Origin of the sequence: Pedobacter gandavensis (assembly GCF_032678745.1) — a bacterium.
In the GTDB taxonomy this organism is placed as follows: domain Bacteria; phylum Bacteroidota; class Bacteroidia; order Sphingobacteriales; family Sphingobacteriaceae; genus Pedobacter; species Pedobacter gandavensis_C.
In genome coordinates, this window is the sequence record NZ_JAVTST010000001.1 from 759,125 (window position 1) to 780,831 (window position 21,707).

A 21,707-nucleotide genomic window follows, 5' to 3' on the forward strand; every position below is an offset into this window, starting at 1 on the left:
ACGTATCATAATGGTTCAGCTAGAAATCCTATTTTTTTGAGCTTGCTTAATCTTACCAATCACATAATAAACTACTAGGGCGAGAATAGTCCAATAAAAAGCAAAGCCAATAACCAAAAATGGAGGTGGCGGATCTTGCAGATTGAGCAGAGGCACCATAGGGCCTACTAACACCATTTTTATCGGATATAGAATTGTTGATAGGGTATGCTTCCATCCTACTAGTGATTCTGTTCCAAAAAAAGACACAGCGCTTTCGGGAATGAGCCTGACAGTCGATCGAAAAATCACATTATAGATAAAGAGAAAGGCGAATGCAGCAATTAGAAAGAACGCAACAATTTTTTTTCTTGAGGTTCTCATAACATTGATTTAGTTGTCTTTAGTAAAACATCTTGTGTCTAAAAGGGTTTCAAAATAATTATTTTTGAATTGTCGTCTTTGAAATTACTTACCATGTATAATTTTCACCACCCTACTGTCCATAGCGTCTAATATTATCAAAAATGTCCCACCTCTCCTATGTTTGCTGATTGTTCCCATTAAAACCCAATTATTATCAATCAAGTATACCTCATAAGGGCGTTGAGCAGTAATATTTTTCTCACCATAAATTCCAAATAGAATTGGTTCAGCTATTTTGATAGCTGTTAAACTATCCTTAATAATTGCAGATTTATAATCGATGACATTTGGATTATACCTGTGATTCTGCGCGTCCCATAATTCTTGCTTTGCATGAGATCTTCCCAAGATCAGCCTGTCATTATTAATATATTCACAACTCCCTAATAGAAATATCAGAGATGAGAGTAAACAAATCGTTTTCATTTTTATAGGCATTGATTTTTTTCCTTTTTTGAAAGAGACCAGTAAATCCTGATCAATATTAAATACTACTAAACTTATTCGATCCGACATTCGCTTTCAATATCTAGCTCTCCAAGATTATCATGAATAATAATGGGAATGTCGAAACTCACCAACAGGTTTTTACTCAAAATATTAGTACCCTTCTCAAATACATTATTTTTCACAACGATCTCTCCATTGTACCAGCAATCAAAGAAATTGACAAAACCAAAGAAATGATTGTTATTAAATGTTACAAAATTGCCTTTCAAATTGTGACCACCAGCATTGAAATCCAAATACTCATCGAATACACAATTTTCTATGATTAAACCTCCCGTAAAATAGCAAAAGTGGAATGAAGCTGCTTTTACATGACTATTTCTAATTGTTACCTGTTTTTTAAACACCACCATGATACAATTGAAGTTTTCAATGATGCAATTTTCGATGACGACCACTTTCTCCCAAGGCTCATCAGGCTCAATAATTAAAAGCCCTGTAATAGATAGATCTCTCAAGGGAGCTCCACTAACTAGATTTTTCTTAGCTTCATTTGCAGATGCAATCGCAATAGGATTAGGTATCATAAATTATAGCATTATACAGCCAGACTAAATAAGGAGCGGTCACTAAGATAGACATTTTCAAAAATCCTTGCTCGTTACGGGAAGCCATAAAAACATCTCGTTCAAAAAAAATAGGTTTGTGCCAATATCAAACTATCAATTTTGGTTCAAAACAACACATTCAAAATGAAAAAACTATTATTCCTGGCTGCCATTGCAATAGGGTTTACTGCTTGTAAGAAAGATAAACTTGAGTACGAAACTGCTGCATTCGAAGTATCTTGTAGTACCTGTACCATCGCTTACGACAATGATGGTGACCAATCTACCAAATCAGTTAGCGCATCATTTAAAAAAGATCTAAAACTCCCGAGTAATGCCAGCATTACCGTGACTCCAAAAGCCAACACTACTTTTCGATTTTATCTAACCAATAGAGAAGTTTATTCAATAGTTGTAACTCGACCTACCACATTTCGTTACGACTATAAAGCAAATACGTTACATGATGGCGTAAACACCAGAAGTTTCGGGGCTCCAAAAAGCAGTTCCTCTGGTAAAGAAACCAGCTCGACATGCGGTGCCACAACTAAAGAAGGTGGAAGGTGTCAACGTGTGGTTAAAGGAGGTGGGTATTGCTGGCAACATAAGTAAACCATATTGTCCCAGAAGGATCAGCCCATCTAATACAAAAATATCCCCTCTGCAAACTTCATGTTAGCGGAGGGGATATTTTAATTTCCAGACGTTTTTGCCATTAATTGAACTCAAGGCAAAGCATAAATTCTTATTTAACACCTAGATAATGCCAACGTTAAATCATTTGATCTGTTTCAAAAGACTATCTTTGATACATCTAAGCAAACATTGAAGCGCTCTAAATGTCTAAGAAAACTTACAAGCAGAATCTACCAAAAAAGGAATCCGACGCCATCCCATTACTCCTGAAGATTCTACTTATCATCTTAACGGCAGGTACCTGGTATCTATATCAACGCTGGCAGGAAGAACTTCAGAAGAAAGACAACATCCAGGATCTGCTGCCTCAAATTGCTACAGCACAAAGAACTATTGATCAAAAACAGACAAAAGATCGATATTTCTCCGGCTATGATGAACGGGAAATTAGAGAAACTCAGGCCAAAATTTTAAATTCAGTCCCTAAAAAATACAAAAGCTATAAACTTGAGCGTAGCGAGATCGAACTGATTTCGAGATTTGTGGCGACGCATAAAAATCTTGCAACAATAAGATCATCCTATAACGAAATATTTATCCAGGCTGAAAGCAAAAAATATAAAGATTACTTCTCCAATTTGGACCAGTACCCCCTATCTAACGACCAGATGCGGGCAGTGATTTGTGATGAGGATAATAATCTGGTGATCGCTGGTGCAGGCACTGGTAAGACAACCACCATCAGTGCAAAGATTGCCTATATACTGGAAAAGGGATTAGCCAGGCCTGAAGAGCTATTGGTCATCTCATTTACCAAGGCTGCTGTAATCGAAATGTACGGAAGAACCTGTGTATTCCTTAAAAATAAGGAGCAAGCTGAGCACATCACGTTTAAGACATTTAACAGCTTCGGTAATATGGTCAACCGCTATTGTAATCCGCTTCCAACTAAGATCGGCTTTGATGGGAAAGACTACCTTGCCAAAGAATTTTTACAGAAACAGTTCGATAAGCTCTTTCTCATCGATCCTGATTTTCAGAATAGAGCCATAAATTTTATTGCCTTTTTTGCTCGACCAAAAAGAAATGAAGCTGAATTCAAAACCAGAGATGAATATCTAAAACACGAAAAATCATTCCGTAACATCAGTTTGAATAACATTCATCTTAAAAGCAAGGAAGAGGTGATGATTGCCAATTTTCTTTATGTTCATCAGGTAGAATTTAAGTATGAATCCTTTTTCCCCTTGGAAAGAGAGGATCATAATCCGGATTTCCAATCCTATGCTCCAGATTTCTATTTACCTCAATACAACATCTATCATGAACATTTTGGCATTGACGAAAATGGAGAAGTACCCGAATGGTTCCAGTTCAGGCCACCCTTTCATTCAGCAAAGGAGCAATACCATCATGGTATCCACTGGAAGGACACTATCCATCAAAAATATGGAACCAAGCTCATTAAGACCTATTCCTTTCAGAGTCGTAATAACAGCCTGCTCCGCTCCTTAAAAGAACAGCTGATCTCGCTGGGTGTCGAACTAAATAAACGTCCAGCCGGAGAAATCCTTAAAAACATCAAGGAATCGGAAGATTTTGAGGGCTTCATGGGACTGATCTATACCTTCATGAATCTTATGAAATCCAATAACTCTTCTGTAAATAAACTTACAGCGGAAAAAACTGATCAGCGACTTAAGGTATTTCTGGAGGTTTTAGGTCCACTACATCAGGCATATGAGCAGGAACTTTCCAGCACTGCAAGCATAGATTATAATGATATGGTTAATAACGCCGCAAATTTTATTCAAAATGGCGATTACCAAAAAAAGTATAAATACATTCTGGTGGATGAGTTTCAGGACATGTCTGTGGGTAGATATGGATTGATTAAGGCGCTGAAAAACGCAAATCCTGCAGCAAAACTATACGCTGTTGGTGATGACTGGCAATCCATTTTTCGCTTTACCGGAAGCGATATTAGTATGATCACTTCCTTTGCTGAACATTTTGGTGTCACCGCCTATAACTCGGTGTTACAGACATATCGCTTCAATGATCAGATCCTGGAGGTAAGCAGTGGATTCATTCAAAGTAACCCTAATCAATTGCAGAAACAATTAACCTCTCCTTACAAAGCTACGCTTCCACCCTTTCAGTTGCTTCCTGTACCATCTGCTCGTAGTCATGAGGAACTTAAGCTTCGCAAATGGGATATCCTTGTGGAAAGCCTTACAATGATCTCAAGAACACACGCGAAGGCTGAAGTATTTCTTATAGGACGATATCACCATAACAAGCCGCCGGGTATTCTCCAACTGCAAAAGAATTTTACTGAAGTTAAAATCAGCTACTACACTGCCCATGCCTGTAAGGGGCTTACCTGTGATGTCGCCATTATTTTAGACCTGGATGCAGGAGTTTTCGGATTTCCATCTGAGGTTGCCGATGATCCGATCCTGAATCACCTGCTGCAGGAGGGTGATGATTTCGAGAACGCAGAAGAAAGACGCCTGTTCTATGTTGCCATCACCAGAGCCCGACATCAGGTGTATTTCATGTATAATCCTAAAAATCAAAGTAAGTTTTTGGAGGAACTTATCGAAGTTTATGATATAGGTGTTATTCCCGGAACATCAGTGCCTGTCAAATATGTCATGTCATGATCAGCAGACACCAGATTTTACTATTTATGGGATTCATGATATGAATTTATGTAAGGTTTTAAAAGAACCAAGGGTCTTTTTTCTAAAGGACCAAAATCCGGCCATAAGTTCACAAAATCTTTAAGAAAACCCGATTCATAATCTATTCCGTTATCGTCCATTCTATTGAACAAAATTGGAAATATCGCGATCTTTGATTTATAGTCATTAGAGACTATCCCAATGGCTTTAATTTTTCTGATTAATTCAGTATTAAGTCTGATTGTTTCTAAAGTACGATTAGGAATATTCTTAGAAAAAAAGACCGTATCTATCTTTCCCTTCTCATCAAAGCCCAATGCGATTGAAATAAAATAAGGTAAGTCTTTCGGTGTTTTATGTAAAAGCTCACTATTGAAGTTATGCGCCATAGCCTTCATGATGGGAAGACGTATGTCGACCGCTTTCTTATTCGGCTTAATATTAACCTCGGTAATATCTTGACCTTTAGATAATAAACAATTGAATATTAGAAGTGTAAATACTATTGGAAATCCTTTCATAATGAGAGATGGTTAATACAATGTCTTGACCCAATATCCCTGCCGCATTACGGCTTTCCAAATTGAAGATTTAAAGGGATAGGAACCGCCTGTTTAGTAGCAAAAATACTTGGAGTAAGGTAAGCTAATTTTAATTTAGAGTTTTCATTTTTACGTATATGTTCTAGGCGAAGCGTATAAAACCCTTTAGTTAATGGCAATATATAAGAGTATGGAGAATTGCGATTGGTATTAGAACCATCCCAATGTATGATTAGCTGGTTGTTAAGGTATAATTTTGAACCCTTCTCAGCGTCTAAAACAAATCCGTAATAGCCCTCTTCTTTTGTTTCCAGCACTCCCTCAACCACCAGGGCGAAGTTGTTTTTACGTGGTAATTTAGCTATGTCAAAATCAGCATTAGTGATCCCGGATTTCTGTGGACTCTTCTTTTTTAAATCCTCAACCTTATCAAATTCTCCCTCATAATAGTCATAATGAAAACCACCCGACTGCAGCTTGCTTTGTTTGGATATCGGTGCTAAAGTCTTTCCTTTGGTAAAAATTCCCGTTTTAACTTTATCAAAGCGTTCTCGATTGCTAAACTGCTTTACCGTAATTTTTGCCGCATCGTTGATCACAATTTCATCTTGTATTTTAGCGGAGCTGAGTGTAGGATTGCTTCCATCTAAAGTGTAACGTACCCTTGTTGAGTCGCCAAAATACCATACCGTAATGGGCTTGTCTTTTAATATGATGCCATTCGTCGGATGAAAATCAATGCCATTATTCAGCCAGCCATAAGAAAACTTCAAACCATCGTAAGTACTTTTAAACCTAATTGAACTATGTGTTTCATCAGGGTATCGAATACTTTTCCAGGTTAGCCCTTTAGGAGCTAGTTTTTTAAGGATGAGATCCATAGTGTCAATCTTCATCGTCGCACCTTCCTGTCCTTCTCTTCCGCTCATAAACAAGGTAATGTTCGCATCTTTCAAAGCGGATAATTTACCGGCAGTAATCTTTGGCAAATAAGAACTATCCCACCAAAAACTTGGATCTACAGCGATATAAGACTTAAATGTTTTTGGGGCATTCAGCATGGCATTCACCACAAATAATCCACCAAATGAATGTCCCCAGAGTGTATTCTCACCGTTAGAAGGGTATTTTTGATTGATATAAGGAATCAGTTCATCTTTAATAAAGCCAAGGAAGTTATCTGCCCCACCGGATGTTTTCAAACTAGCTACATGCGTTGGGGTCAGGTCCTTATTCCGGTCGATACCTAGTATACTTACAATTATGGTGGGAGGCATAGACTGCTCGTTCTCCAGAAATCCCTGAATCTTAGCTATTAATCCTGTATTCCAGTTACCACCATCGAGCACATAAAGCACATCATATTTATCGGTACTCCCTGCTTTATAGTTCCGAGGAGTAAATACCTCTATCAGTCTTTTTTCTTTTAATATGGTCGAATTTAAAGAGTCAAGTCTACCTGTTTCAACGACACTTCTTACAGTGTCTTGAGCCTGAGCGAGGTTGCCATGAGAACAGAGCGCTACTACAAGGCTGAATAAGATAAAAGATTTGTGTTTCATCAATAGATAAATAAGAGAATCAATTTGAAAAGATTTGACCTGATATCTTGTTGATTGTTACATCCTAATCGGGAAATCTGTTGATTTAACACCGGTAGCGGTACCCAGATATTGGGCAATAAAATCTTTCCTGGGAATCATATGCAGGTACGCATAATCTCCGGATAATTGCTTGCGTTGTTTCAATTGATATAAGAAATGTCCGCCCAAATCCACAATCAGTGGGCATTTTGACTGATACCATACCTGATGCGGATGCTTCCAGCAAAAAGAATAGTAATGACTGGTTAAAGGGATACTCCTTAGCTCAGGATGCAGGAAATTTAAAACCTTTGTTTTGCCTCTACCCTGCAAAAGATCCTGCTTTCTGATCATAGAAAGATGATCGGTATGGCAGAATTCATAACCCGAAAGCCTGGGATCATTTACATCCGGCAAATGTTTTAAAATTCGGAAACCTTTGAACTTTTTTCCATTGAGTACCCAAACCAATTTAGGGTAATAGGCTTCCCTACTTTCCATTTCCTGAAGGCAGATTGGCGAGTTCTGGAACTCAAGTGTCGTACCGCAAGGAGTATATATATCAGCTCTGTGCAGCTCTCCCAAGTCCTTATCCTCAAAGCTTACTTCACGATATGATGCTGGAAAAACCTTTTTCCAGTTACGGTGCCATGGACTCTCCCCATAGGTTCTCAATAGCTGTTGCTGATCCGTACTGATCAGCGCAGGTCTATGGTCATCTGGAAATAATGAAGTGTTGAAATCCATACAGCTCGCCTCAAATATTAGCAACACTGCAAATCTATACTAATGTAATTAGTAATCAAAATATATAAAGAAATTCAAGATTTTGATTTTATGAGTTGCCTAAATAGGAATGCTAAAGTATCCCTGCCGGGAATTCCCTTCTTCAAATGATGAACTGTTCTAAAACCAAAACGTATGGGCATTGTTGATTAACACAAATCATCTCGATATGAAAAAAACACACTCTTTTTTCTATAGAAACGGATTAACTATAGTTTTTCTTTTTTTATTCCTGATCACCCTTACAGCCCAGGCTCTGACCGGCTGGAAGCAGCACAATCAGGAATTAAAAGAAAATCATGCAGATCCACTTCAGCTGATTGCCTATATAAAAAGCGGCCACTTCATTTCTGCGACCTTCGAAAACTTTGAAAGCGAATTCCTGCAAATGACTTTATATGTGTTGCTCACGGTATCTTTACGCCAAATCGGCTCAGCGGAATCTAAAAAACTCGATGAGCCTGAAGAAGTTGACAGGGAACCAAAGCCTTCAAAAGACGCACCTTGGGCCGTCAGAAAAGGAGGATGGATATTAAAAATTTATAATAATTCGCTCTCCATCTCCTTTGCCATCTTGTTTTTCTTCAGTTGGGCACTCCATCTATATGGCAGTTGGCAAAATAACAATGTTGAGCGACTGGCAAAACAACTACCAGAAGAAACAGTAATGAGTTATCTTGGACAGCCCGAATTTTGGTTCGAGACCTTTCAAAATTGGCAGAGCGAATTCCTGTCAGTAGCCTCCATTGTTTTTCTAACCATCTATCTCAGACAAAAAGGATCACCAGAATCAAAACCAGTTGACTCCCCGCATATGGAAACCGGAAAATAGGTAATGGCTACATTAACACATCCTGATGCTTTATCAAATTGAATTCTTTACTAAAGGAACTCCGGTATTTCTTAATATAATCCGAAGGATTCATCCCATACAGCTTTTTGAACTGCGTCCTGAAGAACTTGATGTCATAAATTCCCACCTTAAACGCGGCCTCATTAATATTCGTATTGGTGCTTAACATCAACAATGCTGCTTTACGTAAACGAATAGACCTGATAAACACATTTAAGGACAATCCTGAAATTGATTTCACTTTTTTGTAAAGGATAGAATAGCTTAAATTACAAGACCTGGCCAGCCATTGAGCATTAAAGTCTTCATTGTTTAAGTTCTCCTCAACAATGGCTATACATTTCTCCAGAAAGTCCTTATAAGTCGCAGATATCTTATGGTTGTTATTCCGAAGGGTGATGTTATCTCTAAAATATTGATGTAAAGCATCTCTGTTATCTAAAACAGCGTTGATTTTGGCCAGCAACAAGTCTTTTTCGAAGGGCTTAACGATGTAATCGTCTGCACCACTTTCAATCCCCTTCAATTTACTATCCGAAGAGCTAAGACCACTTAAAAGAATCACAGGAATATGGTTAAGTACTGGGTCAGTTTTTATTTTCTTACAGAGTTCCACCCCATTTCCTTCCTCCATGAGAACATCACTGATCACAATATCAGGTAAGTTTTTCTGTGCCAGTTCAAAGCCATGGTTGCCATTTTCCGCTTCATAAATCACAAACTGATTGGTAAAAATCTTCCTCAGGTATTGCCTCAATTCAACATTGTCATCAACGATAAGCAAGGATCTTTTTTGAGTGATCTCCAGGGTGTTAATGACTGGTGGATGAACAATTACCTCTTCTGGAATTTGCTCTGCCCTGCCGACTAATTTATTCGCCTGCAGCTCTGCCTTAATGGATGCGTCAAACCACAAACCTTTATTCAGTTTTATGCGAAAGGAAGTCCCATTATTCGGGGAGCTGGAATAGCTCAGTTCTCCCTTGTGACAATCAATAAATTGCTTGGCAAGATACAAGCCAATTCCGAAGCCTATTTCCTTGTTTTTGGAGTTGTCTTTTTCCTTATAATACTTCTCAAATAGTTTATTCTTCACATTTTCATTAATTCCACAGCCAGTATCATTAATAAAAACCTCCACATCAAACTCATGCTCCACTACCTTAAACAGAATCTGACCATTTGGAGGTGTAAACTTAAAGGCATTGGAAAGCAAATTGAAAAAGATGATTTCCAGCTTCTCATAATCCCCAAAAATCTTCAGATCCTGATTTTCACACTCAAACTCATATCGGATGTTTTTGCTTAAGGCAATCTTCAGGTAGCTTTCGTAAGTCTCTTTACACAAACTGTATAGGTTTAATTCATCGATTTGAACCTTAGTGGTTTCCTGATCTGTAGTTCTGAAAAGCATCAATTGATCTACTAAAGTCAGCAGTCGACTAGCATTTCTGTAAATGACCTTAAGTTCCTGCTTTAACGTATCTTCCGTCTTGCCGATTAACTCTTTCACAGGGTTCACAATCAGTGTCAGCGGAGTTCTTAACTCATGAGTGATATTGGTGAAAAAGGAAAGTTTCTTTTCATTGAGTTCTTTTTCCTTTTCAGTTTCAATTTGCGCCAGACGCACTTTATAAGACAGGTCAATTTGCTCTCTTTTATACCTGATGTATACATAAATCAGCCCACAAATCACCGCAACATATAGACAGTAAGCCCACCAGGTACGTTGCCATGGCGGTAAGACCACAATATTTACTAACTTTTCAGCTCCCCATTCCCCTTCACTGTTACTGGCTTTGATGTGTAAGGTATAAGTCCCTTCTTTTAACCGGCTATAATTTGCTGTTCTTACCTTACCTGCATTAATCCAATTGTTATCCCAGCCTTCAAGAAAATAAGCATAATTGATTTTATCGGGTTTGGAGTATTCCAGCGAGATATAATCGAAGGATAAAGAGGCTTTATGATAAGGTATCACTAATTCTTCAATCACTCCGGCGCTTCTTTTCTTGATGAAATCTGCATTTATACTATCGTTTAAAGGTACATTATCAATGTTTACTGCAGTAAGCAAAATCTGCTGTTTGTCCTTAGAAAAGCTTATTTTTTCCGGAGAAAACAGATTAAAGCCTTTAATCCCCCCAAACATCAGTTCCCCGGATTTTAATTTCGAGGCAGCCAGATAGCTGAATTGATTGCTTTGCAATCCATCCGAAGCAAAGAAGTTATGGAACTTTTTATCTACAGGATTGAATTTCGAAAGCCCATAAAAAGTGCTTAACCATAAAGCACCATTATCATCTGCCAGGATATTCAATACCGCATTATTTGGTAAGCCTTCGCTTTCTGTGAACCTGATAATCTTCCGGTTAAGTGTATTCAGCAACAGCAATCCTCCGCCCTCTGTTCCCAGCCATAAGCTATTTCCTTTATCCTCCAGGATAGCCCGGACTCTATACCCAATATGATAAACCAGATGTCTTTTAGATTTCCTGTCGATACGGATTAGCTTATTGTCCGTGCCCGCCCATAAATTGCCCTTAGCATCCTCCTGGAAACAAAGTATATTTCCAATGGTACCATCAAATAACTCAAAACGCTTAAGCCCCGGATTAAACCGATATAAACCTCCGTTATCAAAAGTACTTGCCCATAACGTTTTCGAAGCGTCCTCATATAGTTTCCATACATTTTTAAATTCTAAACCATTGGCTGGGTTTACACAGCTAAAATGCTCAAAGGAGCCATTCGATTTATTGAAACGGTTTATGCCACCACCCCAGGTAGCAACCCAAATGGTATTTTGGTGGTCATTTAAAATGGTGGTAATGTTATTACTGCTTAAGCCCGTTTTACCGGCCTTTTTATAGTTTACATATTGATTCTTGCTGCGGTCCCAACGATTTAGCCCATTCCCATCTGTCCCGATCCAGATCTGATTAGCAGCATCCTCTGCGAAAGAAGAAATAAAATAGTTATGGTATTCATTTCTTTGGAGCGGCCCGGGACTAAGGGTTTTAAAACGGTACCTCTGATCATCTATGATGTTGATCCCACCTCTTAAGGTAGCCACCCAAACCCGACCTTTGGTATCTTTTAACATCCCCTTTATCGCAGTGCTGGTAAAGATCTCTTCCCCATTAACTGTTAAAGGATGCGTAATCTGCTCATCATTGATGTTCATCATAAAGATCCCACCACCATCGGTACTGATGCAAAGTCTATCCGGCTGATCAAAATATAAACTGGTTACCGCCCTGGGTAATGGCTTAAAGGAGTATTTCCCCGTCGACACCATATAATGATAGATCCCTGAAGTGGTACCCAACCACAACTTCCCTGCACCATCAGCTTTAACGGAAGCCGCATATTTTAAGGTGTTACTGACCAGTGCAACCCTATGTGATTTTCTATCGTACCTGCATAAACCTATGCCATCAATAAACAACCATACCTGATTCTTTTGATCAATCTCAATTGCTGTCACCTGATACGAAATACGCTCGGCGGAAGAAGTTCTAAGTGGAATCTGAATGGTCTTTCCAGTTTCTTTTACATAGAGCAGCAAACCATCTTTAGCAGTGCCAATCAGCATGTCATTATTGAGGTCTTTTTTTAACACAGTGGTGTTGTCCACCTTTTGCCTGCCTCCTTTTGAAAAGCTATTAAAATAAAGCGTAGTAAATTTTTCCTGAGAAGGATTATAGATCGATACACCACCCATAGTTCCTATCCATAGATTCGCAGCCGCATCTTCCGCTATACATTGAATTCTATTGTTGACAAGCGCGTTTTTATCATCCAGCTTTTTCCGGAAGATCTTGAAATTATACCCATCGTAACGGTTTAATCCATCGAAAGTCCCAAACCACATGAAGCCATTCTTGCTCTGAAAAATACAATTCACCTCATTATTGGAAAGACCGTGTTCAATCCCCAGATAGAATACAGAAGAAAAGTCTATCGCATATAAGGGGTATGTGATCCATAATAATGAAACAGTTATTGCAAAACGCTTAAGCTGATTGAACATGTCGGGCAATTGGTATTGATATGTATCGCTGAATGTAGGTATTATTTGCCTTTTTAGAATGGGGAACAGTCAATTTACCCCCCTTTTTTAACTACTTCACCCCCTTTGCTGCCTACTATTCCTATATATCTTAGCAAAGCGATTCACCACATCTTATCGCCCTCAACTTAACCTAAACCAAATATTATGAAAACACAGGCCTCTTCAGACGCTGTTTTATTCTGACCGAATTTTAATTCAGGCGGAACACGATCTCAAAATTCTCAATACAAAAAAACTAACCAAATCAATATTAATTATGATCAATCGATTACCCAATTTTTCTCTTTTCAAACAGCCATTAATGCGCCGACTGACACTGCTCATGCTCGTTGTTTTTTCTGGCTTTACCGCCTTTGCCCAACAAGTCATCACAGGGAAAGTAACTAATGATGGCGCCCCTTTACCAGGGGTTGTGGTTAGAATAAAGGGAGGCACAACCTCCACACAAACAAATCCTGAAGGTAAATTTTCAATAAATGCGCCCTCAGATGCTACCCTAATATTCAACTACGTTGGACTTAAAGAAAAGCAAGTCGCAGTAAATAACCAAAAGGTACTTAATGTAGACTTAGAATCTGATGTTAAAACCCTGGAGGCTGTCGCCGTAATTGGTTATGGTACACAAAAACGTAAAGATCTTACTGGATCTATTTCCACGTTAAAGGCAGATGCGTATAAGGATCAGCCAGTGATGAATGCTTCTTCTGCTTTACAAGGGAGAATAGCCGGTGTTTCAGTTACTCAAAGCTCTGGAGCACCCGGTGGACAAGCGAAAATCAGGATCAGAGGGGCAAATTCAGTAAGTGGAAGTAACGAACCTTTATACATTGTAGACGGTTTAGCACTGGGAAGTATCGGCATCCAAGACATCAATGTGAATGACATTGAATCTATGGATGTCTTAAAAGATGCTTCTGCTACTGCGGTATATGGATCCAGAGGTGCAAACGGCGTAATCATCATCACCACCAAAAAAGGGAAATCTGGAGCGGTAAATATTGCTTACAACAGCTTCATTAGCTTCAACAGTCCGATGAAAAGGTACAAGCTGATGGATGCGGTAACTTATGCCAATATGGCCAATCTTTCGGCCGGAACAACTGTAATTGCCAACCCGGAATCTTATGCAGGTAAAACAACAGATTGGCAAAACCTGCTTTTTAAAAATGCAATCACACAAAATCACCAGCTGGCTGTGAACGGCGGAAATGAAAACATGAAGTATTATGTTTCTGGTTTTTACAGTGATCAGGATGGACTATTGGTAAATACCAACCAAAAGAAATTTGGACTCCGCTCAAACCTGGAAGCTAAATTAAGCAGCAAGATCAGTTTAGGAGTCAACATTTTTGCCCAACGCATCAACTCCAAGAATAACGGCGTTCAAACTTCAAAAGCAAATCCAGTGATGGCTTCGATCGCCTGGGCACCTACAGAATCTGTTTACGAAGACGAGGCGACCAAACAATATAATCGTAACGGATTATCCCCGATCTGGCCAAATCCTTATATGACCAGCATGGAAAGCGACAATAATGTGTTTGCCAATATTGCAATGCTGAATAGTAACCTAAAGTACAACATTACAGACTGGTTAACCTTTACCTCTACTGTTGGCTTAGACCTTAACCTATCGAAAGCTGCCTCACTTTCTAACAATTGGATTTCTCCGGGCAATATGAAATCCGCACAAAGTTCTTCTGAAAACTATAATTTTCAGAATAGTAACGTGCTGACCTTTCATAAGCTGATCAATGAAAAACATGATTTAACCATCACCGCTGTTGAAGAAAGCACCCAAAATACTTCCAATAGCTTTTCTGCAAATGGATCGGGTTTGAGTACCACCTCTAACGGTTATTATAATTTAGGCCTCAATACCGCTCAAAGTATTTCCTCAGGTTACTCGCAATGGTCTATACTCTCTTTTATGGGTAGAGCAGCATACAGTTACAATGGCAAATACCTGGCAACAGTGACGATGAGAAGAGACGGATCTTCGAAGTTTCAGGGAGATAATAAATGGAGTAATTTCCCTTCAGCAAGTCTTGGCTGGAACCTGTCGGAAGAATCCTTCATCAAAAAGCTGAATGTCTTTTCCGCGCTTAAGCTTAGAGCTGGCTGGGGTGTAACCGGAAACCAATCCATCGCCCCTTACAGTACACTGGGTTTATTAAGTCCGGTAAATTATTCTTATGGAACAAGTACCTCTTACCAGGGATATACATTGGGTAATCCAAGTACTCCGGATATCAAATGGGAAACTACAAAACAAACGGATATCGGTGTGGACATGAGCTTTTTCAACAGACGATTGAACATCACCGCTGATTATTACAACAAGAACACTACAGACATGTTGCTGTTTACGCAGATCGACAATTACCTTGGTGGTGGCCAGCTCCTGAAAAATATCGGTGCAGTGAATAATAAAGGTTTTGAATTCCTGATAGACTTTAATGCCATCGACCATACTGATTTCAAATGGAATACCAGTTTGAATGCCGCGCTCAATAAGAATAAAGTAGTAAGTCTTGGTAATCAAACTATGATCAAGCGTACCCGTATCGGTGGTGGTTTAATTAATTCTGATATCCAGGTGATTCAGGTAGGACAACCCCTGGGTTCATTTTACCTGATTCCATGGGAAGGAGTTTACCAAACTGATGTTGATGGCCATAAAGCCGGTGATTATAAATACACTGATGTGAGCGGAAATGGCGTGATCGGATATGAAGATATGGTCATTGCCGGAAATGCCACACCAAAAGTACAATGGGGTTTTAACAATAACTTCAGCTATAAGGATTTTGAATTGAATGTATTTGTTCAGGGTGCTTATGGACACAAAGTTTTCAATGCCACCTATGCTGCATCTGCAATCGCCAGTAGCGATGTCGCCTATCCAACACTTGCTGAGGCAGCCAATTACTGGACACCACAAAATACAGGTTCCCTATGGGCAAATCCGGCCAGTAAAGCCAAAGAATACATTGAATCTACCCAGTTTCTACAAAATGCTGGTTATGCCCGACTAAAAAACATCAGCTTATCCTATAAATTACCTAAAAGCATGCTGAAATATGGAAATGCAAAGCTTACCGTAAGCGGTCAGAATTTATTTACCATCACAAAATATAAAGGATTTGACCCTGAGGCAACTTCCACCAACGCAAATAGTGACGCAGATGCCGGCATTGATTTAGGTGCCTACCCTTCTCCAAAAACCTTCACTATCATGCTTAACCTAACTTTTTAAACTATTCAAATGAAAAAATATCTTATCACCCTCCTGATACCTACCTTATTTGTCTCCTCCTGCAAGAAAGATTTCTTAAAGGAAGATCCTAAAGGGAGCATCACGCCTCAAACCTTCTACAAAACTGCCGAAGACCTGAATTCAGCTACCCTGGGTATTGCTTTAACCTATAACCTGGCCTGGAATCAAACCGGTGGCCTTGCCACCACTTTTGGTAGTGATGACATTACGACCCATGCAGGAGGAAATAAAATGGGCTTCTCGAATTTCGATACCTTTCAGGCCAACTCTTCCAACGACAGGATGGCCATCTGGTGGAACTATTTCTATAAAACCATTAAATCTTCCAACTCCCTGATTGAGAATTATCCAAAAGCAACGGAGGCCACTGAACTGCAACGGAACAACTCAGCTGGCGTTGGCTATTTTTATCGCGCCATGTCCTATTTCTTCCTTACCCGTACATGGGGTGCAGTACCAATGCCATTACAGCCAGGTCTGGAGCCTAAAAGCAATGCTACACCACTGGAAATTTACGAGGTGCTGATCGCAGATCTTCAGAAAGCGGAGAGCATGCTTCCTGATGCCTGGACAGCGCCAAGACGACAAGGCAGTACGGATATCCTGCCAACAAGAGGCTCAGCAAAAGCATTGTTGGCTAATGTATACCTGACCATGGCGGGATGGCCATTGAAACAAGCCGACAAATATGACCTCGCCGCTAAAAAAGCCAAAGAAGTAATAGATGGTAAAGCAACCTGGGGTTATGGCCTCGTAAATGGCTATGCAGAACTTTGGGATAAAGATTCCAGGTTAAATAAAGAAGCCGTATTTGCCTGCTATTTCAATAAAAACATGCCAAGTATCTGGGATTACGGAGACAATTGGGGTAATGGTACTCAGATGGGCCCTCCTAACTTTGCCCCTGGCGAAGAAGGTGGTTGGGATGAAGCTTTCGGAGAGATTGCCTTTTACAACAAATTCCCTGCAGGTCCAAGGAAAGATGCGACCTATCAAATGGTTTACTTTCTGGGTAACGACCCTGCAAAAGCAGTAGATTATACAAAACTGACCCATAAGCACCCTTATTTCTTAAAATACAGAGATGATGAATCCTATGATCCAGTAACGCATAAAATGAACGACTGGTGGGGAAGCGCAACTGTTTATATGATCAGATATGCAGAAGTACTCCTAACTTATGCGGAAGCAAAAACAATGTCTTCTGCCGGCCCAGATGAAACGGCTTACCAGGCCATCAATGAAGTAAGAAACAGAGCCGGATTAGGCGAACTGCCTAAGGGCTTAAATCAAGCTGACTTCAGAAAAGCAGTAATTGCAGAAAAAGGCTGGGAATTTGCTGGTCCTGAACCTGCTGCAAGATGGTTTGACCTGATCAGAACGGAAACTGTAGCAAAAGCTGCCGCAGATCGCGACCCTTCAGAACTTCCATTAAAAGGCGTCCCAAATGATGCTACACATGAGTTTTACTGGTCCCCATTGCCTATTATCAAGTAAACTATAATTATCAATCAATCACCTAAACACAAAATTATGAAAATTATGAATCTGCTGATGGGCGGCTCCATCCTCTTGTTTTCTTGTTCAAAAACCCTGCAACCAGGTCCTGACCAGACTGCCCTAAAAAGCCAGGCAAAAGCTAGTGTGACCCAATCTGCCAGTACACTTAGCTCCACATGGGACCTTGTTTTCTCTGATGAATTTAACACAACAGGGACTTTCGATAGCAGCAAATGGACTTATAGTCCGCGCTGGTCTCCGGCCTGGGCAAAATACCTGACCTCTACAACGGATTATGTGGTTCAGAATGGAACAGATCTGGTCTTGAAAATGGACAATGCTGTGATCCCAGGGGATCCTGTACCCTACCATTCAGGAGGAATTCAGACCTCTACAAAATTCAGCTTCTTATATGGAAAGGTAGAAGTCAGAGCGAAATTTAAACAAGGACAAGGTTCATGGCCTGCCATCTGGATGATGCCGGAAACGCCTGTGGCTTATGGCGACTGGCCAAACAGTGGTGAAATAGACATCATGGAGCATGTAAATTACGAGAACTCCGTCCATCAAACGATTCATAATGGTAGCGTGACCGGTCCTTCTGGTGGAAGTTCTGCTACTAAAACCACGGCTTATAACACTGGCGATTATAACATCTACGGCATCACATGGAGCCCTACAGCCATTCAGTTTTATGTAAACAATGTACTCCAGTACACCTATAACAGAGCAGCTGGTGCTACCTCATTACAATGGCCATTTGACAAGCCTTTTTACCTGATTTTAAATCAGTCTGGCGGTGCAGGATGGCCTGGAGCGATTACCAATGCCGACCTTCCTTTTAATATGAATGTGGATTACATCCGAGTGTATAAGGAAGTGCCAGTTTTGGGTAATTCAGGTTTTGAGGACAGTGTATTATCACCATGGGGAGCCTGGAATCCTGCAGGAAATACTGCTGTAGTAACTGCTAATTTCAGATCAGGTACGAAAGCAATCAGACAGCAAGGTGGCGAGACTTCATTAGAGCAGGTCATTACCGGTTTGAGTCCAAATACCACCTACGTTTTTGGAGGATATGCAAAAGTAAGTACCGCAGGAGAATCTGCCATGTTCGGCGTTAAAAACTATGGCGGTGCTGCCGTAAATGCTGCAATTACCAATACCAGCTATACCAACTCCTCAGTAACTTTTACTACCGGAGCGACGAATTCCTCGGTTACCGTTTATATGTATAAACCAGTTGCCGGCACGGCCTACGGCGATGACCTTTACTTTAACAAATTATAATTCTATTGAAAACACACACACAAATGAACAAATTCTTTCTTTGCATTTTTACATTACTGCTGTTCAAAGCAGAACTTCATGCCCAATTTAATATCATTCCTCAACCCCTGGAAGTCATCAGTACTTCCAAGGGTAATTTTAACCTGTCTGATAAAACCCCGGTGGTCTTTAAGCAGCAAAGCCTGCAAAAATCAGCATCCTTTCTTAATGCATATCTAAGCAAGTTTTATGGCTTTAGCTTGAAGCATAACAAGGGAACTGCCATTAAAGGTATCTACCTTAGTCTAGGCAATAAAACAAGTAGCACTCCCGGTAACTACGCCCTTCAGGTAAAGAAGGAAGGTGTTTTTATTACAGCCGAAACCGAGGAAGGTATCTTTTATGGCATTCAGACTTTCATTCAACTCCTGGATCCAACAACAAAAGAAAAGACGATTGCCATTCCTTTTGTACAGATTAAGGATGAACCTCGCTTCCAATACCGTGGGATGCACCTGGATGTAGCCCGTCATTTTTCTCCGGTCTCCTTTCTGAAAAAATACATTGATTACCTGGCACTTCATAAAATGAACTATTTTCATTGGCACCTAACGGATGATCAGGGCTGGAGAATTGAAATTAAAAAGTATCCAAAACTTACAGAATTAGGTTCCATACGTAAAGGTACCATTACCGGTTTCCTGCCGGGCAATGGAAATACCAATACACCGCATGGTGGTTTTTACACCCAGGAAGAGATCAAAGAAGTGGTAAAATATGCTGCTGATCGTTACATCACCGTTATTCCGGAAATTGAAATGCCCGGCCATGCTTCAGCAGCTTTAACCGCCTACAGTTATTTAGGATGTACCGGTGGACCTTATAAAGTTCAGGAAACCTGGGGTGTGTTTGACGATGTTTTCTGTGCAGGAAATGAGCAGACTTTTGCTTTCTTTCAAGATGTAATGGATGAAGTGGTTGCGCTTTTTCCAGCCAAATACATTCATATCGGTGGCGACGAATGTCCGAAAACAAGCTGGAAGAAATGCCCGAAATGTCAGCAACGGATGAAAGACCATCAGCTAAAAGATGAGCATGAGCTACAGAGCTATTTTGTACAGCGCATGGAGAAATACATCAATAAGAAAGGCAAAAGCATTATCGGATGGGATGAGATCCTGGAAGGTGGACTAGCGCCAAATGCGACGGTAATGAGCTGGCGCGGTGAAGCTGGAGGAATTGAAGCCGCAAAACAAAATCATTATGCGATCATGACCCCAGGCAATTATATGTATTTTGATTACGCCCCAGCTGCGAAAAGAGATTCATTAACCATGCCTGGCATGACCACCTTAGAAAAGGTGTACAGCTATGAGCCTATTCCAGCAGATCTTCCTCTGGAGTCAAGAAAATATATTCTTGGCGCACAGGCAAATGTCTGGACAGAATACATGAATAACCCCTCAAAAATAGAGTACATGATCTTCCCAAGGATGTCTGCCTTGAGCGAAGTAGTTTGGAGCAGCAAGGAAAACCGAAACTGGGATGATTTCCAAAAGCGTTTGAAGCAGCAGTTTAACCGCTATGAGCTTTGGAAGGCAAATTATCACAAGAGCTCATTAGATTCTACAGCTGAGTCTAAATAATCAATTGTAGTTTTATGTAAAATGGAATGAGCAAAAAATGCGGTAAAACAAAGGAGCCCGATCGTACAATCGGGCTCCTTTGTTTTTATATCATCAGTGCTTAGCTTTTAAAGCGCTGAAATGGATTGGTTAATCTTGATGGTTTGTTCATGAGGCTCACCGTCTCTAAATCCAACCTCAATATGAATCTTATAGTTACCCTCATTTACGTTAACCAAAGAACATTCTATATTGGTTCCATCTATACCCATAGCAGTAATTTTAGCATCACTAATGAACACCAAACCTCCTTTAAGTGGATAAAACTTAACTTTCACTTTATCATCGTAATTCACATATCTAACTCCTAGCTTCAATTTATCACTCTTACGGAAGGTGTAAGGCTCTGTATAGTTGGATTTATCAATGGTAATTATTTCGCCTGTCTGGGTAGGCTGATAAAAGACCTGCAGATCTTTTAGCGTAGAAAGGAGACCTTTTAAACTAACTTGTACGGTATAAAGCCCTGCAGGTATATCCGTTAATGGCAGCTGGATTTTATTGGAGCTAATGTCCAGGAAAGTCTTGTGAGGATACTTCAAAACATAAGAATATTTACTTTCCTTAGATTTTAAGGTAACAATCAGCGAAGGATCAGCGCTAAAAAAATGACCATTAATACTTAAAACATCAGTTGTTGATAATATAGAGCCATTCAAAGACTCAATTACTGGCGTAGGACTAAGCACTTTTAACGTAAAAGGAAGTAGCAAGGCAACGTCATCAACGCTCAAATGAACGTTATAAATAGCAAGAGGGAAGTTTTCTGGGATAGTAAATCCTAGTTCATCATCCTTCAATGAGGTAAAAGTGGAAAATTTCGTTTCCTTTAAACTGACAGTATTGGTAAGTATCAGCTTGACTTTTGAGGCCACAGTTCCAAAACCTTTTCCCTTTAGCAAGAGATAGCCTGGTCCAGCCTCCAGAAAGGTTGAACCTAAATAGGGCTCGACACTAAATTTTGGATCGTTAACCGTTACATAAATCTGGTAATCCTGCTTAGTGCCATCCTCTGCAATCACCTGATAGGTAACAGGATTTGAAAAATCAGCAGAAATAGTATTCTCAACTGTTGCTTTCTCTGAAACTAAGATTACCGGATGTAATACTTTGATGTCAACGCCATAGGGAACACTGACCTTAACACTTTTATCTGAGTCACTAATAACACCCAGCACTTCAGTGCCAGCTACTAAAAATTTAAACGATGTTATTTTCTTTTCGCTACTCTTAACCGGTTCAGGAGTAACATTGGAACCCTTCTTACAACTGAATAGGAAAAAGAGGAACAGGAGCGCGTAATAATGTACTTTCATTGATTTTTTTTTAAGAGCGCTAAAAT

The 21,707-nt window shown here is 39.8% G+C and carries 15 protein-coding genes; 7 read left to right on the forward strand and 8 right to left on the reverse strand.

What is annotated here, in order from left to right:
- Window positions 1-15: 15 nt before the first annotated feature.
- The 3 genes from R2S10_RS02990 to R2S10_RS03000 all read right to left on the reverse strand — a co-directional run bounded on the left by R2S10_RS02990 (window position 16) and on the right by R2S10_RS03000 (window position 1,442).
- Window positions 16-363, reverse strand: coding sequence for a hypothetical protein (locus R2S10_RS02990; RefSeq protein ID WP_316838954.1), 348 nt, complete (start codon window positions 361-363; stop codon window positions 16-18).
- Between the two features lie 84 nt (window positions 364-447).
- Window positions 448-921, reverse strand: a complete 474-nt coding sequence (locus R2S10_RS02995; protein WP_316838955.1) for an NTF2 fold immunity protein — start codon at window positions 919-921, stop codon at window positions 448-450.
- Window positions 906-1,442, reverse strand: coding sequence for a hypothetical protein (locus R2S10_RS03000; protein WP_316838956.1), 537 nt, complete (start codon window positions 1,440-1,442; stop codon window positions 906-908). The genes R2S10_RS02995 and R2S10_RS03000 overlap by 16 nt, the downstream gene beginning before the upstream one ends.
- Window positions 1,443-1,607: 165 nt before the next feature.
- Here R2S10_RS03000 and R2S10_RS03005 point away from each other — a divergent pair, with 165 nt between their 5' ends.
- Together R2S10_RS03005 and R2S10_RS03010 are read left to right on the forward strand one after the other, a co-directional pair.
- Window positions 1,608-2,075 (forward strand): hypothetical protein, encoded by a 468-nt coding sequence (locus tag R2S10_RS03005; RefSeq protein ID WP_316838957.1) that lies wholly within the window; start codon window positions 1,608-1,610, stop codon window positions 2,073-2,075.
- A gap of 227 nt (window positions 2,076-2,302) precedes the next feature.
- A complete protein-coding gene (locus R2S10_RS03010) occupies window positions 2,303-4,768 on the forward strand; it encodes a UvrD-helicase domain-containing protein (protein ID WP_316838958.1) in 2,466 nt (821 codons plus the stop codon).
- A gap of 20 nt (window positions 4,769-4,788) precedes the next feature.
- On the opposite strand, the gene R2S10_RS03015 is transcribed toward R2S10_RS03010, so the two are convergent.
- The 3 genes from R2S10_RS03015 to R2S10_RS03025 are packed head-to-tail and all read right to left on the reverse strand — an operon-like array spanning window position 4,789 to window position 7,661.
- Window positions 4,789-5,310: a hypothetical protein gene (locus R2S10_RS03015; protein WP_316838959.1), complete on the reverse strand. Its 522-nt coding sequence runs from the start codon at window positions 5,308-5,310 to the stop codon at window positions 4,789-4,791.
- Between the two features lie 47 nt (window positions 5,311-5,357).
- Window positions 5,358-6,893 (reverse strand): alpha/beta hydrolase-fold protein, encoded by a 1,536-nt coding sequence (locus R2S10_RS03020; protein WP_316838960.1) that lies wholly within the window; start codon window positions 6,891-6,893, stop codon window positions 5,358-5,360.
- Between the two features lie 57 nt (window positions 6,894-6,950).
- Window positions 6,951-7,661, reverse strand: coding sequence for a competence protein (locus R2S10_RS03025; protein ID WP_316838961.1), 711 nt, complete (start codon window positions 7,659-7,661; stop codon window positions 6,951-6,953).
- A 208-nt stretch (window positions 7,662-7,869) separates the two neighbouring features.
- On the opposite strand from R2S10_RS03025, the gene R2S10_RS03030 reads away from it, so the two are divergent.
- Window positions 7,870-8,532, forward strand: a complete 663-nt coding sequence (locus tag R2S10_RS03030) for a DUF6766 family protein (RefSeq protein ID WP_316838962.1) — start codon at window positions 7,870-7,872, stop codon at window positions 8,530-8,532.
- A 7-nt stretch (window positions 8,533-8,539) separates the two neighbouring features.
- Here the strand turns inward: R2S10_RS03030 and R2S10_RS03035 are convergent, their stop codons facing one another.
- Window positions 8,540-12,589 carry a two-component regulator propeller domain-containing protein gene (locus tag R2S10_RS03035; protein ID WP_316838963.1) on the reverse strand — a complete coding sequence of 1,350 codons (4,050 nt, stop codon included), beginning with the start codon at window positions 12,587-12,589 and terminating at the stop codon, window positions 8,540-8,542.
- Window positions 12,590-12,932: 343 nt separating this feature from the next.
- Here R2S10_RS03035 and R2S10_RS03040 point away from each other — a divergent pair, with 343 nt between their 5' ends.
- From R2S10_RS03040 to R2S10_RS03055, 4 genes are read left to right on the forward strand one after another with little or no spacing between them, the layout of a single operon-like run.
- The gene (locus R2S10_RS03040) at window positions 12,933-15,890 is read left to right on the forward strand and encodes a TonB-dependent receptor (RefSeq protein ID WP_316838964.1); all 2,958 of its coding nucleotides are present in this window, start codon (window positions 12,933-12,935) and stop codon (window positions 15,888-15,890) included.
- A gap of 9 nt (window positions 15,891-15,899) precedes the next feature.
- A complete protein-coding gene (locus tag R2S10_RS03045; RefSeq protein ID WP_316838965.1) occupies window positions 15,900-17,408 on the forward strand; it encodes a RagB/SusD family nutrient uptake outer membrane protein in 1,509 nt (502 codons plus the stop codon).
- Window positions 17,409-17,444: 36 nt separating this feature from the next.
- Window positions 17,445-18,701, forward strand: a complete 1,257-nt coding sequence (locus tag R2S10_RS03050; protein WP_316838966.1) for a family 16 glycosylhydrolase — start codon at window positions 17,445-17,447, stop codon at window positions 18,699-18,701.
- 23 nt (window positions 18,702-18,724) lie between these two features.
- Window positions 18,725-20,326, forward strand: a complete 1,602-nt coding sequence (locus R2S10_RS03055) for a beta-N-acetylhexosaminidase (protein WP_316838967.1) — start codon at window positions 18,725-18,727, stop codon at window positions 20,324-20,326.
- 107 nt (window positions 20,327-20,433) lie between these two features.
- On the opposite strand, the gene R2S10_RS03060 is transcribed toward R2S10_RS03055, so the two are convergent.
- Window positions 20,434-21,681: a DUF5018 domain-containing protein gene (locus R2S10_RS03060; RefSeq protein WP_316838968.1), complete on the reverse strand. Its 1,248-nt coding sequence runs from the start codon at window positions 21,679-21,681 to the stop codon at window positions 20,434-20,436.
- Between the last annotated feature and the right edge of the window lie 26 nt (window positions 21,682-21,707).

Bases quoted from the DNA above. Each gene is read 5' to 3' on its own strand.
- R2S10_RS02990 (WP_316838954.1), bottom strand. From the start codon at position 363: ATGAGAACCTCAAGAAAAAAAATTGTTGCGTTCTTTCTAATTGCTGCA.
- R2S10_RS02995 (WP_316838955.1), bottom strand. From the start codon at position 921: ATGTCGGATCGAATAAGTTTAGTAGTATTTAATATTGATCAGGATTTA.
- R2S10_RS03000 (WP_316838956.1), bottom strand. From the start codon at position 1,442: ATGATACCTAATCCTATTGCGATTGCATCTGCAAATGAAGCTAAGAAA.
- R2S10_RS03005 (WP_316838957.1), top strand. From the start codon at position 1,608: ATGAAAAAACTATTATTCCTGGCTGCCATTGCAATAGGGTTTACTGCT.
- R2S10_RS03010 (WP_316838958.1), top strand. From the start codon at position 2,303: ATGTCTAAGAAAACTTACAAGCAGAATCTACCAAAAAAGGAATCCGAC.
- R2S10_RS03015 (WP_316838959.1), bottom strand. From the start codon at position 5,310: ATGAAAGGATTTCCAATAGTATTTACACTTCTAATATTCAATTGTTTA.
- R2S10_RS03020 (WP_316838960.1), bottom strand. From the start codon at position 6,893: ATGAAACACAAATCTTTTATCTTATTCAGCCTTGTAGTAGCGCTCTGT.
- R2S10_RS03025 (WP_316838961.1), bottom strand. From the start codon at position 7,661: ATGGATTTCAACACTTCATTATTTCCAGATGACCATAGACCTGCGCTG.
- R2S10_RS03030 (WP_316838962.1), top strand. From the start codon at position 7,870: ATGAAAAAAACACACTCTTTTTTCTATAGAAACGGATTAACTATAGTT.
- R2S10_RS03035 (WP_316838963.1), bottom strand. From the start codon at position 12,589: ATGTTCAATCAGCTTAAGCGTTTTGCAATAACTGTTTCATTATTATGG.
- R2S10_RS03040 (WP_316838964.1), top strand. From the start codon at position 12,933: ATGCGCCGACTGACACTGCTCATGCTCGTTGTTTTTTCTGGCTTTACC.
- R2S10_RS03045 (WP_316838965.1), top strand. From the start codon at position 15,900: ATGAAAAAATATCTTATCACCCTCCTGATACCTACCTTATTTGTCTCC.
- R2S10_RS03050 (WP_316838966.1), top strand. From the start codon at position 17,445: ATGAAAATTATGAATCTGCTGATGGGCGGCTCCATCCTCTTGTTTTCT.
- R2S10_RS03055 (WP_316838967.1), top strand. From the start codon at position 18,725: ATGAACAAATTCTTTCTTTGCATTTTTACATTACTGCTGTTCAAAGCA.
- R2S10_RS03060 (WP_316838968.1), bottom strand. From the start codon at position 21,681: ATGAAAGTACATTATTACGCGCTCCTGTTCCTCTTTTTCCTATTCAGT.